We start from the raw sequence: 22,036 nt of genomic DNA on the forward strand, positions 1-22,036 counted from the left end.
TTAAACGCATTAAAATGCAGATAGATCACGATTAGCCGTTTTAGAACGCAAAATAATGCAGATACAGGGGGGCGCGCAGACATCATTCTGTAAAAACCCTCCGCTATACAAGACGGCCCGCTTATAACAAAAAGGCCGTCTCACATGCCCTTCTCCCCCCAGCGCCTGGCACTCAGCATCGCGTTGTTGATCAGCACCGGCGCCCACGCCGCACCCTTCAAGAATGTGCAGATCGACACGCCGACCACCGCTGCACAAACCCTGGGCGGCGCAGACACGCTGACGATTTTAGCGCCGGGCAGCATCACCAACGCTGGCAAGGCAGTGAGCCTGAAAGACAGCACCAGCGGCGTGGGTGTGGTGATCGATAACTCGGGCAGGATCATCTCGACCGGCGGCCGGGCGATCGACAGCAGCGGTGACCTGACCCAGGCACGCAACTACAGCATTTATAACCGCGCGGGTGGGCAGATTCTCGGTTTCAACGACGCGTTGCGCATCGACAGCAACTTCGCCAGCGGCAGCTTGCTGATCGACAACAGCGGCATTATCCGCTCGACCACCGGCCAAGGGCTGGACCTGGATGCGCTGCGCAGTGCCGGGGTCAAAACGACGATCATCAACCGCGCAGGCGGGTTGATTCGCGGGGACGCCAGCGATGGCATGAAGACCGGCGCCAACGCGATAATCACCAACTATGGCGAGATCTCTACCGGCGACGCTCGAATCGCTGACAACAAATTCGACGGTATCGACATCGACACCGCGACCGGCGTGACGGTGACCAACTACGGCAGCATTTCCGGTGGCCGCCATGGCATCACCACTGACCTGGGCGCGACACTCACCAACTACGGTCAAATCACCGGCCGCAATGGCTCGGGCTTCGGCTCCGATGGCGACGGCACCGTCATCAACCACGGCACGATTACCGGTGCTTATTCGGGCCTGCAACCCAATGGCGACGGTGATGGCGTGGACATCGACAAGCTCGCCCACATCGAAAACTACGGCACCATTCAAGGTGTCGGTGCCGGCGGTGTCGACAAGGGGGGGTTCGCCAACGGCAGCGAAGGCATCGCGTTGGGTGGCGGCTATGTGTTGAACGCCAGCGGGGCGCTGATCAGCGGCGCCAACAGCGCCATTTTGGTGGACGACGGCAGCGGCGGTTCGGGCGTGGCCGCGACCACGCTGGAAAACTTCGGCACCATTCAGGGCCTCGACGGATTCGGCGTGAAGTTCGTCGGCGGGTTCGATGACAGCGTGATCAACGGCGGCACGATCAGCGGCAGCAATGGCCTGGCGCTGGATTTGGGTGGCGGCAACGACAACCTGACAGTGCGCAATGGCAGCCGCTTCGTCGGCATGGTCGACGGCGGCAGCGGTGACGACCACGTGGTGATGGACGACGCGGCGGGCGGCCATTTCGGTGCGAGTCGCAACTTCGAATGGCTGGAGGTCAAGCACGGGGCCTGGACGCTGACCGGCAGCGGTGATTTCAGCGACGGCGGCGCGGTGCGCAATGGTGCAACGCTGATCAACCAAGGCGGCATCGCTGGCACTTTGACCGTCGATGCGGGCGGTGTATATGCAGGTGGTGGTTCGGTCGGCAACTTGCTGGTCAACGGGACGTTACGGACCAACACTCAACTCGGCACAGCAACCATCAGCCACGACTTGACCATGGGCAGCGGCGCGACCCTTGCCTACGGCGTCAATGCCGATGGCAGCAGCGCGTCGATCCAGGTCGGAGGCTTAGCCAACCTGAACGGCTCAACCCTGGCGGTGAACCCTGGCAGCGGCACTTATCCGTGGCAGAGCCACTACACCGTCCTGCAAGCCGCGAGCATCAACGGCACCTTCGGCAAGGTCACCAGCGACTATGCGTTCATCACGCCGACCCTCGCTTACACCCCGACACAAGTCGACCTGACCTACACGCGCAACGATGTCGCCTTCAACCAGTTCGCGGTCACGGGTAACGGCAGCAACGCCGCCAACAGCCTGGCCTCGATGGGCAAAAACAACGCGCTCTACAACGCACTGCTGAACACCACCAGCGCCACGGCCGGCGCGGCGATCGAGCAACTCGCCGGCGCCAGCAATGCCAACCTGACCAGCGCCACCCTCAGCGCCAGCAGCCAGATCGGCAGCAGCATGCTGTCGGCGATGCAGCAAATGGGCGGTGGGCCAGGATTGCTGGTCGGCCTGGATCAGCGCGACACCCCAGTACTCGCCGCCGCTGGCGTTCCCTCTGAAGCCCGCAACCTCAATGACCCGAACGCCCAAGGCCGACTATGGCTGCAAGCCATCGGCGGCTACGGCAAGCTCGATGGCGAGCATGGCAGCAGCGGCCTGGAGCAGCGCACCAAAGGCAGCGTGCTCGGGGCCGACTGGGCGCTCAATCCACAATGGCGATTGGGTGTTCTGGGCGGTTATTCGAAAACAGATCTGGATGCCACGGGAGTCGATGGCAGTGTCGAGAGCTGGCACGCCGGCGTCTATGCCTTGCGCCAAAGCGGTCCCTTCGCTTTGCGCCTCGGCGCCGCGTACAGCGGTCATCAGGGTGAAAGCAAACGCACGGTGGCCTTCAACGGCTTCAGCGACCGCCCAAAAGGCGATTACGACGCCGACAGCCAGCAGGCCTTCGCCGAACTGGGCTACGCAATGGGCAGCGGTCGACTCAGTGCCGAGCCGTTTGCCAACCTCGGCTACCAGCGTTATCACCGCGACCGCTACCAGGAAAAAGGCGGCGCCGCCGCACTTCAAGTCGACAAACAAACCCAGGACAACTTCAGCAGCACCTTCGGCCTGCGCCTGGCGCACCTGAGTTCGCTGGAGAACGGCATGAGCCTGACGCCCCGTATGACCGCAGGCTGGAAGCACACCTATGGCGATGTCAGTAACTCGACGCGTCAGGCTTTTGTGGTCGGGGGAACGGCGTTCAGCGTTGATGGCAGTTCACTGGACCGTGACAGTCTGGTGCTGGAAGCCGGGCTGGACCTGGGCATTTCGGCGCGGCATTCGGTGGGGATTGGGTACAGCGGAGAGATGGGGAGCAACAGCCGCAATCATGGGGTGATTGGGCAGTGGCAGATGAGTTTCTGATCCGTAAAAAACAGACCAGTCCGGAAAGGTTGTAGGCAAATACTCCGCCGTGTGAAGGCCAATGCACACGTAATCTGCGGAGTAGGATTTTTGCTACAACCGAATTTCCATGGCCCTTCAAAAATGCCGGAAACGCCCGGCATTCAAGGACCAGCGCTCCCTCCTAGAGTTTGACCTTCTCAAAAACAAGGTCAAATTCAATGCCCACGCCGTCCACTTATCGCCCGCATCGACTCGCCCTGGCGATCGCCCTCTCCCTTGGCTGCATCGATGTATCGATGGCTCAGCAACCAGAGATTGATGCGGCTGTCGAAGCGCCCGACAAAAAAGCTCGAACAACCGCTTGGCGAAAAAGTGATGATCTTTTGGCGATCAGGAACTTCATTGGTCCGATGCAGCATGCCGTCAAACCCGCTTCACTAAAGCCCCAAGAACCGGTAATTCAGCCGCCAACTGATTCGGCTGCCCCGGAACCTGTAGATCTCGCAGCGCACCTTTACGACTTTCCCGAAACTGCCGACGATTCGCTCCCACCGCCATCGCCCGCAACACTGGAAGGCGAACCCGGCCCGGTTTCGGCTGAGGTGCCAGCGAATCCTGCTCCACCTGTAGCCGCTACCACGGAACCCATCGATCCAGCAGAGCCTCTTTACGAGTTACCCGGGAACAATGATGTCCCGCTCGAAACGGTAGATAACGATTTACCGATGACGTTCGACGAATTCTCAAATGCCGATGGCGTCAAGCGCACCACTGCAGCAGGGCGGTACGAAAGCATCGACGGCGTCTCACTGACACTGGGGATGGGAGATGACCTTCTTATCATCGGTAGCGGTGTCAGCTTTGCAGGAGAAATTCAGGGCGGTGGTGGGAAAAACGCAATACTGCTCGACTCCCCCGAGGGCGGCGTACTCGACAAAACCAGTAACTTTTCCGGGTTGCGAGTCGCGCAAGGCGCTTGGTCTTTGACGGGTAAAGACGACTTCGACCGCGGAGCCGAGGTATTGGACGGCGCAACGCTGTTCAACATGGGCAGCATCGCGGGTGATGCCATTGTTCGCGAAGGGGGGCGCTACGGTGGCCAAGGTGAAGTACGCAATCTTTATGTAGACGGTACATTGCAGGTCAGCGAGCGGCTTGGCGCTCCACGCATCAAAGGAGACCTGATATTCACAGAGGGTGCCACGCTCTCCTACGGCGTAACGGCTACCGGCAAGCCTCCCACCATCATCGTCGAAGGTATTGCAGCGCTTGAAAATGCCTCACTGGAGGTTGCTGCACTGCCGGGCAACTATCCCGACAGCAGTGATTACACAGTGCTGAAAGCCGGCCTGGTGGAAGGCAAATTCGGTAGCGTCACGAGCAATCTGGCGTACATGACGCCGAAGCTGTCTTACTCCAAGACTGATGTGGTGCTCAACTACGCTCGCAATGAAGTACCGATAGAGGATTTCGCCGCAGACGACAATGCTCGAGCGTTTGGCCAAAGCGTGGCCGAGCCGACGGCTAAAACAAGCGCGTCCAATGCGGCCGTCACCGCCCTGCTCACCACCGACAAATCCACTGCCACCTACGCTCTTGAGCAACTGGCCGGTGACAGCAATGCCAACCTCGCCAAGGCAACCCTCAACAGCGACAGCCCTGTCAGCGCCTCCTTGCTCTCGACCATGCGCCAACTGGACCGCGCCAGCGCGTACAACCCACGCGGCAACCGTTCCAACTCGCCACGACTCGCCGCCGGCAGCCCGGAAAACGGCAGGGTCTGGCTGCAAGCCTTGGGACACGGTGGAACGCTGGATCGCGACCACTACGCTCTGCAAACGTCGACCAAAGGCCTCGTTCTGGGCGCAGATTGGGGTGTCGATGAGGAATGGCGTGTCGGTGTGATGGGCGGCAAGTCTGAGACTCGCCTGGACAGCCGCGAACTAGACGGCGATCTCGACAGCTGGCACTTGGGCGCCTATGCCCTGCGCCAGAGCGGCCCCATGTCGCTGCGTCTGGGCGCGACCTACAGCAATCACGACGCCAGCACTAAACGTCGGGTTGCCTTCAACGGTTTCAGCGACCGCCCCGAAGGCCGTTATGCTGCCAGCACCCAGCAGGCCTTCGCGGAAGTGGGTTACAACCTGGGTCGAGCCAATGTCAGCATCGAACCCTTTGCCAGCCTTGGCTACCAACGCTATCAGCGCGACGGTTACACGGAAAAAGGTGGCGCGGCAGCGTTGAAAGTCCACGGCCAGACCCAGAACAACCTCAACAGCACGTTCGGCCTGCGACTGGCGAAGATCAACACCCTGGATAACGGCATGCAACTGACCCCGAGGTTCAGTGCCGGCTGGAAACACACCTACGGGGATATCGACACCCGTCAGCGACTGGCAACGGGCGGAAAGAACTTCACCGTTTCCGGTGCGCCGCTGGACCGTGACAGCTTGCTGGTTGATACAGGTCTGGACCTTGGCTTGTCAGCGAAACATACGTTGGGGGTCGGCCTTAACGGCGAGATCGGCACTGACAGCCGCAATCACGGCGTAATGGGCCAGTGGCGGATGGCGTTCTGATCAACCATTGATTCACCCAGTCCCAGTGGGAGCGAGCTGGCTCGCTCCCACATGTTCAAACGCGAAACTGCGGGCAAAAAAAAGGGGAGCACATGCCCCCCCGAGGTTTAAAACGGTGTATCGAGGCTGTTATCTCAGCCTTCGATCTCGATCAGGATTTCGCCCGGGTTCACCCGGTCGCCCTTCGCCACATGGATGGCGGTGACTTTACCGGCGATGGCCGCCTGGACTTCGGTTTCCATCTTCATCGCTTCGGTGATCAGCACGGCCTGGCCGGCCTTCACGGTATCGCCTTCCTTGACCAGCACGTCGACGATGTTGCCCGGCATGGTGGTGCTGACGTGGCCCGGAGCTGTGGCTTGCTTGCGCTTGCTGTTGCCGCCGCTGACGAATTCGTTGAGCGGTTCGAACACCACTTCTTCCGGCATGCCGTCGATCGACAGATAGAAATGACGCTTGCCTTCAGCCTTGACGCCAACACCGGTAATGTCGACGCGGTAGGTTTCGCCGTGGACGTCGATGACGAACTCGGTCGGCACGCCTTCACCACCGGCCGAGGTCACACCGCCGGCTTCAGGAATCGGCAGCAGCACTTCTGGCGTCAGGGTGCCGGCCGCGCGTTCTTCGAGGAATTTGCGGCCGATGTCCGGGAACATGGCGTAAGTCAGCACGTCTTCTTCAGACTTGGCCACGGCACCGATCTCGGCACGCAGCTTGGTCATTTCCGGCTTCAGCAAATCGGCCGGACGCACGTCGATCACGTCTTCGCTACCAATCGCCTGACGACGCAGTTTCTCGTTCACAGTGCCCGGCGCCTTGCCGTAGCCGCCTTGCAGGTAGAGCTTCACTTCGTTGGTGATGGTCTTGTAGCGCTCGCCGGCCAGCACGTTGAAGAACGCCTGGGTGCCAACGATTTGCGAGGTCGGGGTCACCAGCGGCGGGAAACCAAGGTCTTCACGAACTCGCGGGATTTCGGCCAGCACCTCGGCCATGCGGTTCAGGGCCCCCTGCTCTTTCAGCTGGTTGGCCAGGTTGGAGATCATCCCGCCCGGTACCTGGTTGACTTGCACACGGGTATCGACTGCGGTGAACTCGCTTTCGAACTGGTGGTATTTCTTGCGCACGGCGTAGAAATACAGACCGATCTCTTGCAGCAGCTCCAGGTTCAAACCGGTGTCGAACTCGCTGCCTTTAAGGGCGGCGACCATCGACTCGGTGCCTGGGTGGCTGGTGCCCGAAGCGAAGCTGGAGATCGCGGTGTCGATGTGGTCGGCACCGTTTTCGATGGCCTTGAGTTGGCACATCGTGGCGAGGCCAGCGGTGTCGTGGGAGTGGATGAACACCGGCAGCGATTGCTCGGATTTCAACGCCTTGACCAGTTCGCCGGTGGCGTATGGCGTCAGCAAACCGGCCATGTCCTTGATCGCCACCGAGTCGCAACCCATGGCTTCCATTTGCTTGGCTTGAGCCACGAACGCGTCAATGGTGTGCACCGGGCTGGTGGTGTACGCGATGGTGCCTTGGGCATGTTTGCCGGCCGCTTTTACGGCTTCGATGGCGACGCGCAGGTTACGCACATCATTCATGGCATCGAAGATGCGGAATACGTCGATGCCGTTGACCGCAGCCTTGGCGACGAAAGCCCGGACCACATCGTCGCTGTAATGGCGGTAGCCCAGCAGGTTCTGGCCACGCAGGAGCATTTGCAGGCGCGTGTTAGGCAGCGCGGCGCGCAGTTGGCGCAGACGCTCCCACGGGTCTTCTTTGAGGAAGCGTACGCAAGCGTCGAAAGTCGCGCCGCCCCAGCATTCCAGCGACCAGTAGCCGACTTTGTCGAGCTTGTCGCAGATCGGCAGCATGTCTTCGGTGCGCATGCGGGTGGCGAGCAGCGATTGGTGGGCGTCGCGCAGGATGGTGTCGGTTACAAAGATCTTCTTGCTCATTCTTATATTCCTCACAGGCCTGCGTGGGCGGCGATGGCGGCGGCGATGGCCAGGGCCAGCTCTTCGGGTTTGCGCTTGATCGAGTAGTTGGTCAGTTCAGGGTGGCTATCAACGAAGCTGGTATTGAACTGGCCGCTACGGAATTCAGGGTTACGCAGGATTTCCTGGTAGTACGCGGCGGTGGTCTTGACCCCTTGCAGACGCATGTCGTCGAGGGCGCGCAAGCCACGGTCCATTGCTTCTTCCCAAGTCAACGCCCACACCACCAGTTTCAGGCACATGGAGTCGTAGAACGGCGGAATGGTGTAGCCGGTGTAGATGGCCGTGTCGGTGCGCACGCCGGGGCCGCCGGGCGCGTAGTAACGGGTGATCTTGCCGAAGCTCGGCAGGAAGTTGTTTTTCGGGTCTTCGGCGTTGATCCGGAATTGCAGCGCGAAACCGCGGTGCTGGATGTCTTCCTGTTTCACCGACAGCGGCAGGCCGGACGCAATGCGGATCTGCTCACGGACGATGTCGATCCCGGTGATTTCTTCGGTGATGGTGTGTTCCACCTGCACCCGGGTGTTCATCTCCATGAAGTACACCTCGCCCTCGGCGAGCAGGAACTCCACGGTGCCAGCGTTCTCGTAGCCCACGGCCTTGGCTGCGCGCACAGACAGGTCGCCGATGTAGGCGCGCTGTTCCGGGGTCAATTGCGGGCTTGGCGCGATTTCGATGAGCTTCTGGTTACGGCGCTGGATCGAGCAATCACGCTCGAACAGGTGCACCACGTTGCCAAAGCTGTCGCCGAGGATCTGCGCTTCGATGTGTTTCGGGTTGACGATGCATTTTTCCAGGAACACTTCCGCCGAACCGAAGGCCTTGGTGGCTTCGGAAATGACGCGCGGGAAGGCTTGTTCGAGTTCTTCACGGCTGTCGCAACGACGAATACCCCGGCCACCACCACCGGACGTGGCCTTGAGCATGACCGGATAACCGATGCGGTCGCCTTCGACCAGGGCTTCGGCGATGTCCGCGACGTTGCCTTCGGTCCCCGGGGTGACGGGTACGCCTGCCTTGATCATGCTGCGACGGGCTTCAGTCTTGTCGCCCATGCGGCGAATCACTTCAGCCGATGGGCCGATGAACTTGATGCCGCGCTCGGCGCAAATGTCCGCCAGTTCAGCGTTTTCCGACAGGAAACCGTAGCCGGGATGCAGGGCATCACAACCGGTTTCGACCGCCAGATTCACCAGCTTGCGCGCATTCAGGTAACCGGCCAATGGCTCGGCACCGATGCTGTGGGCCTCATCCGCACGCTTCACATGCAAGGCATGGCGGTCGGCGTCGGAATAGATCGCGACCGAGCGAATGCCCATCTCGGCGCAGGCACGCACGATTCGTACGGCAATCTCACCACGGTTGGCGATCAGGATCTTTTTTATCACTTGGAGGTTCCCTTGAGCCGGTGGTACCCACGACCTGCTAGACCAGGTCGACGCGTGACTAAATGTTTCGACTTAGTCGCAGCCCCACACTAGCCCCCACAAGGGATTAACAAAAATGATTAATAATTGGGTTAGCCATAAGTAAAGACTTATAGTTGATCCATCAGCTTGTGGCGAGAGTGCTTATAAAATGCGTAAGTCATTGATGCGTATGACATTGCGTCAATTGCAGATCTTCAATGAGGTCTGTGATTTGAGGTCGTACAGCCGGGCAGCCGATGAAATGTCCCTCACCCAACCGGCCGTCAGCTTGCAGATTCGTCAGCTTGAGGAGCTGATTGGTCAGCCTTTGTTCGATTACGTCGGCAAAAAACTCTACATGACGGAAGCCGCCGAAGCACTACAGCGTGCCAGTCGAGACATTTTCGGGCGCCTGGAAAACCTCGATATGCAGCTGTCGGACATGCAGGGATCGTTGCAGGGACAGCTGAAACTGGCGGTGGAATCCAGCGCCAAGTATTTCGTCCCGCACTTGTTTGCTGCGTTCAAGCGTCAGCATCCGGAAGTGAATCTGCAACTGACGGTGGTCAACCGAGGGCAGGTGATCCGTCGACTGTCTGATAACCGCGACGACCTGGTGATCATGTCCATGGTGCCGCAGGACATGGGGCTGGAGTTTCTGCCGTTCCTCAACAACCCGATCGTTGCCGTCGCGCCGCCGGACCATCCGCTGTGCCACATGGGGCCGCTGCGCTTGCAAGACCTCGAGCCTTACACCCTGCTGCTGCGCGAGCCCGGCTCTGGAACGCGTATGGCGTGCGAAGAGTATTTCAAAGAGAAGCGCGTGCACTTCAACCAGACGCAGGAGGTCTCATCGGCCGAAGCCCAGCGTGAATGTGTGCTGGCGGGTCTGGGCGTCGCGCTGTTGACGCGCCACGCCCTGAACCTTGAGTTGGCGACCGGCGGATTGATCGAGTTACCGGTCGAAGAACTGCCGCTGTACCGCAGCTGGTGCCTGGTGCAGGCCAAGGCCAAACGGCTGTCGCCGGTGGCCCACGCATTCCTTGCGTTTATCCGCAGCGAACGGGTGCAGATTAGCGCCCTGGTTGAGCGTTTCGACGGGAAGTTGCGGGAGCTGCCTGCCAGTAGTTGAGTTCCAGATCAGAAAAATCGCCGATCTCGGCCAGCAACTGGCGGCGCTCGCAGCGATCTTCGATGGCGCGGCGAAATTCCATGCGGCGCTGGTCTTCTTGCTGGCGACGGGTTTTGACGGCGCTGTTGCGTTCTTCGTAGGGCTGGGCCATTTCGAGTCTCCCAAGGCGATTACGGGAGTTTCAAGATAGGCGCGAGGGATGACGGTTTGGCGGCGGGTGGGTTACAGAACGATGAAACTCGCAGACTGACCGCGAACCGGTGGCGAGGGAGCTTGCTACCGCCCGGCTGCACAGCCGTCGTAATGAGCCTGATGCGATTGGTCAGAACATCGCTGTGAATGGTTTCGGGCCGCTCCGCAGCCCAGCGGGAGCAAGCTCCCTCGCCACAATTCCAGCCATTATCAGTCGTCGAGGGCTTTCACTGATTTGGGCGACAGCCGCAAGCTGCGCAGACTGCGTTTGACGCTTTTGAGGTGGTTGACCAGGCTCGGCCCGCGCGCCATGGCCACGCCCATCGCCAATACGTCGATCACCACCAGGTGAGCGATACGCGAGGTCAGCGGCGTGTAGATTTCAGTGTCTTCATGCACATCAATCGCCAGGTTGACGGTCGACAGCTCGGCCAACGGCGTCTGGCTCGGGCACAACGTGATCAACGAGGCGCCGCTCTCGCGCACCAGGTTAGCGGTGATCAACAAATCCTTGGAACGCCCGGACTGGGAAATACAGATCGCCACATCGGTCGGTTTCAAGGTGACCGCAGACATCGCCTGCATGTGCGGATCGGAATACGCCGCCGCAGTCAGCAGCAAACGGAAGAATTTGTGCTGGGCATCCGCCGCCACCGCGCCCGACGCGCCAAAGCCGTAGAACTCGACGCGTTGGGCCTGGGACATCAGCGACACAGCCCTCTGCAATTCCACCGGATCGAGCTTCTCGCGAACCTCCATCAAGGTGTGCAGGGTGGTGTCGAAGATTTTCAGGCTGTAGTCCGCGACCGAATCGTCTTCATGGATCGCAAACTGACCAAAACTCGCACCTGCCGCAAGGCTCTGCGCGAGCTTGAGTTTCAAGTCCTGGAAACCGGAACAACCGATGGCGCGGCAGAAGCGCACGATGGTCGGCTCACTGATGCCCACGCTATGGGCCAGGTCGGCCATGGAGCTGTGCATCACCGCCGCCGGATCAAGCAGCACGTGGTCGGCGACCTTGAGCTCCGACTTGCGTAAGAGGTGGCGTGACTGGGCGATGTGTTGCAGCAGATTCAAAGGTCTGGACTCTTTGTTATTGGCAGGGGCCGGGGATGTAGCAAGCTTGTAGTTATACTACATGAATCGGCTTTTTGCCTGCTCAATGCGTAACTCGATGTCCCCATTCCACGCCACATACGCTTGATGTAGCACTTACAAGGGTTTTGCGTCCTCACCTAAAAGCGCCGCCAGGTCATCGGCCTCGACTGGACGGCTGATCAGGTAACCCTGCACTTCATCGCAGCGCTCGGCTTTCAAGAATTCCAGCTGCTCTGCGCGCTCCACACCTTCAGCCACCACTTTCAGCGACAAGCCATGCGCCATGGCGATGATCGCCCGGGTGATCGCTGCGTCCTCGCTGCCCTGCCCCAGACCGCGGATAAACGCCTGATCGATCTTCACGTAATCCACGGGAATGCGCTTGAGATAACTCAGAGACGAATAGCCCGTGCCGAAATCGTCGATCGCCAGTTTCACGCCCAGATCCCGCAGCTGCTGGAACGTCGCGATGATGTGCTCGACGCTGTCCAGCAACTGGCTTTCGGTGAGTTCGAGCTCCAGGTAGTGCGGCGCCAGGCCGGTTTCTTCCAGTACCTGCCGCACCAGGCTGACCAACTTGCCCTGGCGCAATTGATGCACCGACAAATTGACCGACACGCGAATCGGCTCAAGCCCCTGCCGTTGCCATTCGCAGGCCTGCCAACAGGCTTGGCGCAACACGAACTCGCCGATCGGACCGATCAGCCCGGTTTCCTCCGCCAGACCGATAAATTCAGCGGGTGGCACACGCCCCATGGTCGGATGATCCCAGCGCACCAACGCTTCGGCAGCGTTCAGGCGCCCGGTGGCGAGGCATAGTTTCGGCTGGTAATAGACTTGCAGCTGCTTCTCTTCGATCGCTTTGCGCAGCTGATTTTCAAGCTGCAATCGCTCAAGGGTGCTGGCCTGCAAGCTCTCGGTGTAGAACTGGAAGTTGTTGCCGCCCAAGTGTTTGGCGTGCTGCATGGCAATGTTCGACTGGCTGACCAGCGCGGAAATTTCCCTGGCGGTGTCCGGCAACATGCTGATGCCCATCGAGGCGCTGACCACCAGTTCATGGCCATCGACGGTGATCGGCAAACGCAGTTTGGTCGACAACCGGGTCGCCACGCGCGCCAGGCTCGACAGGTTGCCGTAGGCATCGAATATCACCGCAAATTCGTCACCGGAAAGCCGCGCGATGGTGTCCGCCTCGGGCAATGCGTTGACCAGCCGTCGGGCCATTTTCTGCAGCAACTGGTCAGCGACTTCATGGCCAAGGCTGTCATTGAGCAGCTTGAAACGATCCAGGTTGATATGCAGCAGTGCCAGGCTGCGACGCCCACCCTGACGCACCCGCTGATGAGCCTCGCGCAGCCGTTCGCGGAACAGCGAACGGTTGGCCAGGCCCGTGAGTTCATCGTAATGGGTCAGATAGCGCATGCGCTCTTCGGATTCCCGTCGAGCGGATAGATCGGCGAAGAAGCCGACAATATGGCTCACCTTTCCCCGAGCATCCCGAACAGCGTTGAGTTGCAGCCACTGTGGATAGAGCTCGCCGTTTTTGCGGGTTTCCACCAGCTCGCCCTGCCACGTGCCGTGCTGTTCCAGCGCATGATGGATCGCGCCGTAGTGCCTGCGCGCATCGCGGCTGCACGGCAACTCGACGACGTTGCGCCCGATCATGTCGTCGATGTCGTAGCCGGTGACCCGGCTGAAAGCCTGATTGACCGCGATCAGCGCGTAATTGGGGTCGAAAATCACGATGCCTTCGCTGGCCGCCTCAAACACCGTCGCCGCCAGTTGGCGCTGTTCTTCCTGGCCCTTGCTCGCGCTGATGTCGCGGCGGGTGCCGACCATGCGGATCACCCGACCATTTTCGCTGCGCTCGACCGCTCGTCCACGGTCCTCGATCCAGACCCAGTGACCGTCGCCGTGCCGCACCCGGTATTCGATCTGGTAATCCTCGCTGCGGCCTTTCAAATGCTCGACCAGCGCACGACGCAGCGACGGCAAGTCTTCGGGATGAAGGCGAGGCTTGAGGTGGCTGAGCATCGCGGTGACGAATTCCGGTTCCAGGCCGAACAACTCTTGAAGTTGGGTGTGATGGACTTCGTCAGTTTGCAGGTTCCAGTCCCACAGCCCGAGTTCACTGGCCTTCAACGCCAGCGCCAGTCGCGCTTCGCTCTTGCTCAGGGCCTGGTTGGCCGCGTCCAGTTCGAGGCTGCGCTGGGCGACCCGGTTTTCCAGCTCGACCTGGGCTTCGCGCAACTTGTCTTCGGCGCACCGGCGATGATCAATCTCTTTGGCCAACTCGTGATTGAGCTGGTCGCCGCAGCTCTGCGCCTGCTGCAGATGCTCGATCAGGGCCTGATTCTGAAAGCGCCGTAGCAAGCCGCTGTCGATCAACCTGTTGACCTGCCAGGCCACCACGCTCAACGCGCCCAATAAAATCAGCCCGAACCAGCCCCAACCCTGGCCTTGTTCATCTCCCCCCCAGAAGAGATAGGCGATGGCCGGCAACAGGCAGGGCAAGGTAAAGGACAGGAATGCCGGCAGGCTGACCGCATACGCAACGCTGGCCGACAGGGCGGCGGCGCCGATCAGGCCGAATACCCAGGCTTGCTGCATGAAATTATCAGCGGGAACCAGAGCGATGCCGGCACCGGCCAGGGTCAGGCCTGTCATGGCGGAGCCCAGCAGGAACATGCGACGCCAGACCGGATGAGCCTGGCGATTGGGAATGGCCGAATCGAAGGCCGCGACTTGAATCACCCGCAGGGCCACCAGCGATAGAAGCCAGATCAGCCAGACGCTGACGATGAAGTAGCGCTGCGGACTCCAGAGCAGTGCGGCACAGACCAGCCCGTTGATCAGCATGAACAGCGTAGGCAGCAGCGAGCCCTGGTAGAGCAGGCGCGTGCGCTCGACCGCCATTTCCATGGCGTACTGTTTGCGGATAACCCGGGGCTCCACAGAAGGGCCCGACAGGTCGGAGCTGAGGGTCATAGGCAATGTTCTTGTTCTTATAATGGTGAGCATGAGCCCGAAACGTGGACGGAGCATACACAAGCCGATGCCCTTACCAAACTGCCCCGGATCATAAAATCGACAAAATTTCAGCCCCCCGCCGCCGCCTGAAAACCCTTGGAGCGAGCCCCGCCAACGCTTGCAGCCAGTGACTGACCGGTCGTCATTCGTGCTTCTTTCATCGGCTAATGCAAAGCTCGGTTTGCCCGGTGTGACGGCGCACCCTAGAATGCCCCGATGCGCGATGATCTCTCCCTTCTGCTGAACTCCCTCAACGATGCCCAACGCCAGGCCGTAGCTGCCTCCGTGGGTCGTCAGTTGGTCCTGGCCGGTGCTGGTTCCGGTAAAACCCGAGTGCTAGTGCACCGTATCGCCTGGTTGATCCAGGTCGAGAACGCCTCGCCCCACTCGATCCTGTCGGTGACCTTCACCAATAAGGCCGCTGCCGAGATGCGTCATCGCATCGAGCAGCTGATGGGTATCAACCCGGCCGGCATGTGGGTCGGCACCTTCCACGGCCTGGCGCACCGCTTGCTGCGGGCGCACTGGCAGGAAGCCGGCCTGAGCCAGACCTTCCAGATTCTCGACAGCGACGACCAGCAACGGCTGGTCAAGCGGGTGATCCGCGAGCTGGGGCTGGACGAGCAACGCTGGCCGGCCCGCCAGGCTCAGTGGTTTATCAACGGGCAGAAAGACGAAGGTCTGCGCCCACAACACATTCAAGCCAGCGGCGACCTGTTCCTGGCGACCATGCGCAGCATTTATGAGGCCTACGAGGCCGCTTGCCTGCGCGCCGGTGTTATCGACTTCTCCGAATTGCTGCTGCGTGCCCTCGACCTGTGGCGCGATCACCCGGGCCTGCTGGCCCATTACCAGAAGCGCTTCCGGCACATTCTGGTGGACGAGTTCCAGGACACCAACGCCGTTCAGTACGCCTGGTTGCGTCTGCTGGCCAAGGGCGGCGACAGTTTGATGGTGGTGGGCGACGACGATCAGTCGATCTACGGCTGGCGCGGCGCGAAAATCGAGAACATTTATCAGTATTCCGACGATTTCCCGGATGCCGAGACCATTCGTCTGGAGCAAAACTACCGCTCCACCGCCGGGATTCTCAAGGCTGCCAACGCCCTGATCGCCAACAACACCGGGCGCATGGGTAAAGAACTGTGGACCGATGGCGGCGAAGGCGAAGCGATCAATCTGTACGCCGCGTTCAACGAGCACGACGAAGCACGCTACGTGGTGGAAACCATCGAAAGCGCGCTGAAAACCGGCTTGGCCCGTAGCGATATCGCGATTTTGTACCGCTCCAACGCCCAATCGCGCGTTTTGGAAGAAGCGTTACTGCGCGAGCGCATTCCGTACCGCATCTATGGTGGGCAGCGCTTCTTCGAGCGCGCCGAAATCAAGAACGCCATGGCCTACCTGCGTTTGCTGGAAGGTCGCGGCAACGATGCGGCGCTGGAGCGGGTCATCAACGTTCCGGCCCGTGGCATCGGCGAGAAAACCGTTGAAGCGATTCGCGACCATGCGCGCCACAGTGACGTATCGATGTGGGAAGCCATGCGCTTGCTGGTCGCCAATAAAGGCCTGACCGGGCGTGCCGCTGGCGCGCTCGGCGCATTTATCGAGCTGATCGAGAACCTTGCCGCCAAGTGCATGGAAATGCCGCTGCACCTGATGACCCAGACGGTTATCGAACAGTCGGGGCTGATTGCCTACCACGAAGCGGAAAAAGGCGAGAAAGGCCAGGCCCGGGTAGAGAACCTTGAGGAACTGGTCAGCGCCGCGCGCAACTTCGAAAACGCTGAAGAAGATGAAGACCTGACGCCATTGGCGGCGTTCCTCGGCCACGCGTCGCTGGAGGCCGGTGATACCCAGGCCGACGAGCACGAAGACAGCATTCAGCTGATGACCTTGCACAGCGCCAAGGGCCTGGAATTCCCTTACGTGTTCCTCGTGGGCATGGAAGAAGGCCTGTTCCCGCACAAGATGAGCCTGGAAGAGCCGGGGCGTCTTGAAGAGGAGCGCCGTCTGGCTTACGTCGGCATTACACGGGCGATGCAGAACCTGGTGATGACCTACGCGGAAACCCGACGCCTGTACGGCAGCGAGACCTACAACAAGGTGTCGCGTTTCGTGCGCGAAGTGCCAAAAGGCCTGATCCAGGAGGTGCGGCTGTCCAACAGCGTCAGCCGTCCGTTCGGCGGTGGTCAGCAACAGAGCTCCAGCAGCCTGTTTGGCGGCAGCGAGATTCCGGACACCGGGTTCAGCCTCGGTCAGGCCGTGCGGCATTCGGTGTTTGGCGACGGCGTGATCCTGAACTTCGAGGGCGCCGGAGCCCAGGCCCGGGTGCAGGTGAACTTCAGCGAAGGCAGCAAGTGGCTGATGCTCGGTTACGCCAAGCTGGAAGCTATTTAGGCGCCCATGATCGTTCCCACGCTCGGCGTGGGAATGCATCCCGTGACGCTCCGCGTCACAGTGGACGCAGAGCGTCCATGGCGGCATTACCACCCAGAGCGTGGGAACGATCTATCTGCGCCGCACCCGCTACGGGCATTCCTACAGAACTTATCTCCTCGTCCTACAGACCAAGGTTAACAGGCCCGATTGCGCTGACCGAAGCTGAACGCAACCTGTCAGGCAAAAGCCCGAAACACTCTGCCGCTAGCCAGTAACACTTCAGCTGTGCAACATGGCGCGCGTGCCATCCACAAATGGGAATTCCCTTTATGAAACGTTTTCTTAGCATCGCCATGGCGTTGTGCATCGGCCTGACGATGAGCCTCGACGCCAACGCCAAGCGCTTTGGTGGCGGCAAGAGCTCCGGCGCTGCGCCGACTCACCAGACCAGCCAAATGGCTCCTTCTTCTGCCGCCGGTGGTGCTGCTGCCACTGCGGGCGCGGCCGGTGCCGCTGGCGCTGCCGCCAAGGCCGGCGGAGCTTCGCGCTGGCTCGGCCCTCTGGCCGGCATCGCTGCCGGTGGCCTGCTGGCCTCCATGTTCATGGGCGACGGCTTTCAGGGCATGCAGATCTTCGACATCCTGATCATGGCTGTCATTGCGTTCCTGATCTTCCGCTTCATCGCCGCTCGTCGTCGCAAGCAACAGGAGCATCTGGCTCCAGCTGGCGCGCCGATGCAACGTGAAGTGTTCGAGCAGAAGCCAGCCGGCATGGGTTCGATCTTCGGCGGCTCGGCGGCACCTGCTGCCGCTCGTCCGGTAATCAACGCGCCAGCCTGGTTCAATGAACAGAACTTCATTGAAGCGGCCCGCAACCACTTCCAGTCCCTGCAGCAACACTGGGACTCCAACGAAATGGACAAGATCGCCGAGTTCGTGACCCCGCAATTGCTGGAGTTCCTCAAGCGTGAACGTGCCGACCTCGGCGAAGGTTTCCAGTCCACCTACATTGATAACCTCAATGTTCAACTGGACGGCGTGGATGATCGTGCCGACAAGACCATCGCCACCCTGACCTTTACCGGTGTGTCGAAGACTTCGCGTTTCGACCAGGGCGAAGTGTTCAGCGAAAGCTGGAACATGGAACGTCCGCAGGGCGAAAACCAGCCTTGGCTGGTGGCCGGTATCCGCCAGAACGGCTGATCCCCTCCGCGTTACGCATGCTGTAATAGAAACCCCGGCCTCGGCCGGGGTTTTCTATTTCGCAGTTGCATCTGTAGCGAGCTACTGTATAAACCGCCCCAACTAAACCGCGCCATCAAGCAAGAGGATCCCGGACGTGGAAGAAATCATCGAACAACTGCGTGAAGCCAACGAACCGGTACCGGTCCCCTTGGAATTGCCTGACGAAGACCAGATCGTGGAAATCGAGGAACAACTGTTCATCGACATTCCCTTCGTCTTCAGAGAGTTTTTGCTGACTGTCAGCGACGTTGTCTACGGCAGCCTGGAGCCGGTGACCGTCACCGACCCGCAATCCCACACCTACCTGCCAGACGTTGCTGCCAACGCCTGGGATGCGGGTGTTGATCGCAGCATGATCCCGATCTGCCAGGACGGCGACAATTACTACTTGGTCGAAGAAGACGGCACCGTGGTGCTGTGGTTGGCCGAAGAAGAGCTGGTCGCCGAAGAAACCTGGGAATCGGTTTGGCACTGGGCGCGGGACGTCTGGCTGGAAAGCTGAGTCGTCTGACGCGCCGCGTGGTCAATGCCCGGACGACTCCTTGTGGTTGTCCAGTGTTTCGAGCAACGCCACCTGCATCCGCGTGTGCACGCGGATGAACCAGCGCCAGAGCAGTGCTGCCACCCCGGCGGCCACCACGACGATCAGTACCAGCAACTTGTTGGTCGGCAAAATACTGGCCGACAAGGCTGCCAGCAGCAGGAAGATCACCAGCAGCGAGAGGATCGGGATCACTTCGGCGATTACCCGGCGCACTCGCTGCGTGTGGCGCCCTGCCATCCCCGGCTTCACGCCCATCTCCGCCAACAGCATCGACAGCGCCTTGAGCTTACGATAAGCGGCGATCAGAAACGGCAGCGACAACAGCAACGCCCCGCCCCAGATCAACGCTTTCTGCCAGCTCGGATCGCTGATCCACGCTTGCAGGTACACGGACATGCGTTCGGCGAAATACGCGCCGGAAAAAAAGATCGCAATCACCAGCGCCAGATTGACCCCGACCTGCAACAGAATCCGCCGGATCATCGACGCCAGCAGCGCGCCCTCGCCCTGAGGCTGAATGCTGCGCAGCCACTCGCCGTACATCCCCAACACTCGCGCCAGCCGCTGCGGCATCACCGCGGCAAGCTTGATCGACAGCGGATCAGCCGCGCGGATCAGATACGGCGTCAGCAACGTGGTAATCACCGAGACTGCCACGGCGACCGGGTAGAGGAAGTTGCTGGTGACCTGCAGCGTCATGCCCAGCGCAGCGATGATGAAGGAGAATTCGCCAATCTGCGAAAGCCCCATCCCCACGCGCAGTGAGGTGCGTCCGTCATTGCCGGCGATAAAGGCCCCGAGGCCGCAGGAAAGCATTTTGCCGAGCACAACGGCCACGGTAATCACTGCAATTGGCCAGGCGTATTGCAGCAGGATCATCGGATCGAGCATCAACCCGATCGCCACAAAGAAGATTGCACTGAACAGGTCGCGAACCGGCTCGATCAAGCGCTCGATCTTCAGCAACTGCCGTGACTCGGCCATGATCGCCCCAATCAGGAACGCGCCCAGGACCATGCTGTATTCAAGCTTGACCACCAGCAGGCAGAAGCCGAAACACAGGCCCAGCACAGTGATCAGCAGCATTTCATTGCTTTCGAACTTCGCCACATAGGCCAGTAATCGCGGCACCAGCAAGATGCCAATGACCAGTGCCACGATCATGAACAGCGAGAGCTTGCCCACCGTGGAAAACACTTCGCCAGAACTGACCGTGCCGCTGACCGCGATGCTCGACAGCAAGGCAATGATGCCGATACCGAGGATGTCCTCGACAATCAGCACACCGAAGATCAGCTGGGCAAAGCGCTCGTTCTTCATCTTCAGGTCGTTGAGCGCCTTGACGATGATGGTGGTTGAGGAAATCGCCAGGATCGCGCCGAGGAACAGCGAATCCATGGTGTTCCAGTCAAACCATTGGCCGATTTCGTAGCCGATCCAGATCATCAGCACGATTTCGAGGAACGCCGCGATGAATGCCGTGGCACCGACCTTGAACAGCTTGCGCAGGCTGAACTCCAGGCCCAGGCAGAACATCAGGAAAATCACCCCGAGTTCCGCGAGGGTCTTGATGGTTTCTTCGTCATGGATCAGGCCGAACGGCGGCGTGTGCGGACCGATGATGAAGCCGGCGACGATATAACCCAGCACCACCGGCTGTTTGAAGCGGTGGAACAGCACCGTCACCACCCCTGCGACCAACATGATCACTGCCAGATCCTGAATAAAACTGATGGCATGCATGGTGTCGGGCTCCTTGAGGTGGACGTCCGGAGGTTAACACCGCGACTTCCGCCAGAAAGGCGGTGCAATATATGGAAACAGATCGATCCGGCGTGACGGCGAGCAGCCGCCCGGCGTCCCGATAACTGTGGTTTGAAAAAAACCGACCAGGCACCCGCAGAGGTGCCGCCCTTCCGCCATTCTGCCTTGACCCGTGAGAACGCTATGGAACCCGGAAACGCCCAGCTGTCGATGACGGTATTGATGACCCCTGACATGGCCAACTTCTCTGGCAATGTTCACGGCGGTACCCTGCTCAAATACCTCGACGAAGTGGCCTACGCCTGCGCCAGCCGTTACGCCGGCCGCTACGTGGTGACCTTGTCGGTGGACCAGGTGATTTTCCGCGAGCCGATTCATGTCGGTGAACTGGTGACCTTCCTGGCCTCGGTCAATTACACCGGCAACACTTCCATGGAAGTGGGCATCAAGGTGGTGACCGAAAACATCCGTGAGCGCTCGGTTCGCCACACCAACAGCTGCTTCTTCACCATGGTGGCAGTGGATGACGACCGCAAACCGGCTGCCGTACCGCCGCTGCAACCGCAGAACAGCGAAGACAAGCGCCGCTTCATGCAGGCTCAGCAACGTCGGCAGATTCGTCAGGAACTGGAAAAGCGGTATCAGGAAATCAAGGGCGATGCCTGACGTGTTCAGGCTTTAGATCGCTTTCGCGGGCAAGTCTTGCCCGCGAAGCTTTTAAAGGCTGATCGCGGTTGCTTCGAACTTCACCCGCGGATGCGCAATCCGGTCCTGCGCCCGCACCAGTTCCAGCTCATAGCTGGCACACGCCTGGGTTTCCAGCAGCACTTCATGCACCGCCGCCGCCGTGAACTCGAAGGCCGCCAACAGGCTGTCGCCTAACAGCACACGCGCCAGGAACAGCCCCGACGTCAAGTCACCAACACCCACCGGCTGACGCGGAAACGCCAGCAGCGGACGACGCAGGTGCCAGCTGCCTTCCGCCGTTACCAACAACATCTCGAAGCCATCCGCCGGCTTGCCGGGATAGTCCAGATGCTTGACCAACACCGCCTTCGGTCCGCGCGCCAACAGGGCGCGTGCCATCGCCAGGCAATCGAACAGCGACTGCGGCTTGCGCCCCGAGAAGCTGTCCAGCTCCAATTGGTTCGGGCACATGAAGTCCGCCACCGAAGCCGCCTCTTCCAGCAGGAAATCGCTGACTTCGGCCGGCACGCTGCAGCCCTTCTCCGGATGGCCCATTACCGGGTCGCACAAATACAGCGCCTTGGGGTTCATCGACTTGATCCGCGCCACACCCGTCAGGATCGCCCGGCCCTGAGCCGCACTGCCGAGATACCCGGACAGCACCGCATCGCAATTGCCCAGCTCGCCAATCGCCGCGATCCCTTCAACCAGATCGGGGATCTGGTGCGGTGCCAGCACCTCACCGGTCCACTGGCCGTATTGGGTGTGGTTGGAGAACTGCACGGTGTTGAGTGGCCAGACATTCACCCCGACCCGCTGCATCGGGAAAACCGCGGCGCTGTTGCCAGCGTGGCCGAACACCACGTGGGACTGGATGGCGAGCAGATGGGGCGTACGTTTCAT

14 protein-coding genes are annotated in these 22,036 nt (G+C 60.4%); 7 read left to right on the forward strand and 7 right to left on the reverse strand.

The annotated features are described in order from the left end of the window. Positions 1–144: 144 nt before the first annotated feature. Both FBY01_RS05950 and FBY01_RS05955 read left to right on the forward strand, forming a co-directional pair. Positions 145–3,108, forward strand: a complete 2,964-nt coding sequence (locus FBY01_RS05950; RefSeq protein ID WP_145306498.1) for an autotransporter domain-containing protein — start codon at positions 145–147, stop codon at positions 3,106–3,108. 200 nt (positions 3,109–3,308) lie between these two features. Then, positions 3,309–5,669 carry an autotransporter domain-containing protein gene (locus tag FBY01_RS05955; protein ID WP_372241862.1) on the forward strand — a complete coding sequence of 787 codons (2,361 nt, stop codon included), beginning with the start codon at positions 3,309–3,311 and terminating at the stop codon, positions 5,667–5,669. 134 nt (positions 5,670–5,803) lie between these two features. On the opposite strand, the gene oadA is transcribed toward FBY01_RS05955, so the two are convergent. Together oadA and FBY01_RS05965 are read right to left on the reverse strand one after the other, a co-directional pair. Next, positions 5,804–7,612: a sodium-extruding oxaloacetate decarboxylase subunit alpha gene (gene oadA, locus FBY01_RS05960; RefSeq protein WP_010465372.1), complete on the reverse strand. Its 1,809-nt coding sequence runs from the start codon at positions 7,610–7,612 to the stop codon at positions 5,804–5,806. A gap of 11 nt (positions 7,613–7,623) precedes the next feature. Further along, positions 7,624–9,039, reverse strand: coding sequence for an acetyl-CoA carboxylase biotin carboxylase subunit (locus FBY01_RS05965; protein ID WP_010465373.1), 1,416 nt, complete (start codon positions 9,037–9,039; stop codon positions 7,624–7,626). Between the two features lie 190 nt (positions 9,040–9,229). Between FBY01_RS05965 and FBY01_RS05970 the strand changes: the two genes are divergently transcribed. Beyond that, on the forward strand, positions 9,230–10,192 hold the full coding sequence (locus tag FBY01_RS05970; protein ID WP_010465374.1) for a LysR family transcriptional regulator: 963 nt from the start codon (positions 9,230–9,232) through the stop codon (positions 10,190–10,192). On the opposite strand, the gene FBY01_RS05975 is transcribed toward FBY01_RS05970, so the two are convergent. The 3 genes from FBY01_RS05975 to FBY01_RS05985 all read right to left on the reverse strand — a co-directional run bounded on the left by FBY01_RS05975 (position 10,134) and on the right by FBY01_RS05985 (position 14,470). Continuing rightward, a complete protein-coding gene (locus tag FBY01_RS05975) occupies positions 10,134–10,343 on the reverse strand; it encodes a PA3496 family putative envelope integrity protein (protein ID WP_010465375.1) in 210 nt (69 codons plus the stop codon). The two genes, FBY01_RS05970 and FBY01_RS05975, sit on opposite strands and share 59 nt — an antisense overlap. 251 nt (positions 10,344–10,594) lie before the next feature. Then, entirely contained in the window at positions 10,595–11,461 is an 867-nt protein-coding gene (gene hexR, locus FBY01_RS05980; RefSeq protein WP_008027445.1) for a transcriptional regulator HexR, read from the reverse strand. 135 nt (positions 11,462–11,596) lie between these two features. Continuing rightward, positions 11,597–14,470 (reverse strand): EAL domain-containing protein, encoded by a 2,874-nt coding sequence (locus FBY01_RS05985; protein ID WP_010465376.1) that lies wholly within the window; start codon positions 14,468–14,470, stop codon positions 11,597–11,599. Positions 14,471–14,728: 258 nt separating this feature from the next. Here FBY01_RS05985 and uvrD point away from each other — a divergent pair, with 258 nt between their 5' ends. From uvrD to FBY01_RS06000, 3 genes are all read left to right on the forward strand, one after another. Beyond that, positions 14,729–16,912 (forward strand): DNA helicase II, encoded by a 2,184-nt coding sequence (gene uvrD, locus FBY01_RS05990; RefSeq protein WP_010465377.1) that lies wholly within the window; start codon positions 14,729–14,731, stop codon positions 16,910–16,912. Positions 16,913–17,223: 311 nt separating this feature from the next. After that, complete coding sequence (locus FBY01_RS05995) at positions 17,224–18,096, forward strand: Tim44 domain-containing protein (protein ID WP_010465378.1); 873 nt, start codon at positions 17,224–17,226, stop codon at positions 18,094–18,096. A 136-nt stretch (positions 18,097–18,232) separates the two neighbouring features. Continuing rightward, entirely contained in the window at positions 18,233–18,640 is a 408-nt protein-coding gene (locus tag FBY01_RS06000) for an SMI1/KNR4 family protein (RefSeq protein ID WP_010465379.1), read from the forward strand. A gap of 21 nt (positions 18,641–18,661) precedes the next feature. Here FBY01_RS06000 and FBY01_RS06005 read toward each other — a convergent pair whose 3' ends face one another. Then, positions 18,662–20,425: a cation:proton antiporter gene (locus FBY01_RS06005; protein ID WP_145306494.1), complete on the reverse strand. Its 1,764-nt coding sequence runs from the start codon at positions 20,423–20,425 to the stop codon at positions 18,662–18,664. A 204-nt stretch (positions 20,426–20,629) separates the two neighbouring features. Between FBY01_RS06005 and FBY01_RS06010 the strand changes: the two genes are divergently transcribed. Next, the gene (locus FBY01_RS06010; RefSeq protein ID WP_010465381.1) at positions 20,630–21,112 is read left to right on the forward strand and encodes an acyl-CoA thioesterase; all 483 of its coding nucleotides are present in this window, start codon (positions 20,630–20,632) and stop codon (positions 21,110–21,112) included. A gap of 51 nt (positions 21,113–21,163) precedes the next feature. On the opposite strand, the gene pdxY is transcribed toward FBY01_RS06010, so the two are convergent. Continuing rightward, positions 21,164–22,036, reverse strand: coding sequence for a pyridoxal kinase PdxY (gene pdxY, locus FBY01_RS06015; RefSeq protein WP_010465382.1), 873 nt, complete (start codon positions 22,034–22,036; stop codon positions 21,164–21,166).

Origin of the sequence: Pseudomonas sp. SJZ077 (assembly GCF_007993905.1) — a bacterium.
In the GTDB taxonomy this organism is placed as follows: domain Bacteria; phylum Pseudomonadota; class Gammaproteobacteria; order Pseudomonadales; family Pseudomonadaceae; genus Aquipseudomonas; species Aquipseudomonas mandelii.

Bases quoted from the DNA above. Each gene is read 5' to 3' on its own strand.
- FBY01_RS06005 (WP_145306494.1), bottom strand. From the start codon at position 20,425: ATGCATGCCATCAGTTTTATTCAGGATCTGGCAGTGATCATGTTGGTC.
- FBY01_RS05995 (WP_010465378.1), top strand. From the start codon at position 17,224: ATGAAACGTTTTCTTAGCATCGCCATGGCGTTGTGCATCGGCCTGACG.
- FBY01_RS05985 (WP_010465376.1), bottom strand. From the start codon at position 14,470: ATGACCCTCAGCTCCGACCTGTCGGGCCCTTCTGTGGAGCCCCGGGTT.
- FBY01_RS06010 (WP_010465381.1), top strand. From the start codon at position 20,630: ATGGAACCCGGAAACGCCCAGCTGTCGATGACGGTATTGATGACCCCT.
- oadA (WP_010465372.1), bottom strand. From the start codon at position 7,612: ATGAGCAAGAAGATCTTTGTAACCGACACCATCCTGCGCGACGCCCAC.
- pdxY (WP_010465382.1), bottom strand. From the start codon at position 22,036: ATGAAACGTACGCCCCATCTGCTCGCCATCCAGTCCCACGTGGTGTTC.
- FBY01_RS05975 (WP_010465375.1), bottom strand. From the start codon at position 10,343: ATGGCCCAGCCCTACGAAGAACGCAACAGCGCCGTCAAAACCCGTCGC.
- FBY01_RS05970 (WP_010465374.1), top strand. From the start codon at position 9,230: ATGCGTAAGTCATTGATGCGTATGACATTGCGTCAATTGCAGATCTTC.
- uvrD (WP_010465377.1), top strand. From the start codon at position 14,729: ATGCGCGATGATCTCTCCCTTCTGCTGAACTCCCTCAACGATGCCCAA.
- FBY01_RS05955 (WP_372241862.1), top strand. From the start codon at position 3,309: ATGCCCACGCCGTCCACTTATCGCCCGCATCGACTCGCCCTGGCGATC.
- FBY01_RS05950 (WP_145306498.1), top strand. From the start codon at position 145: ATGCCCTTCTCCCCCCAGCGCCTGGCACTCAGCATCGCGTTGTTGATC.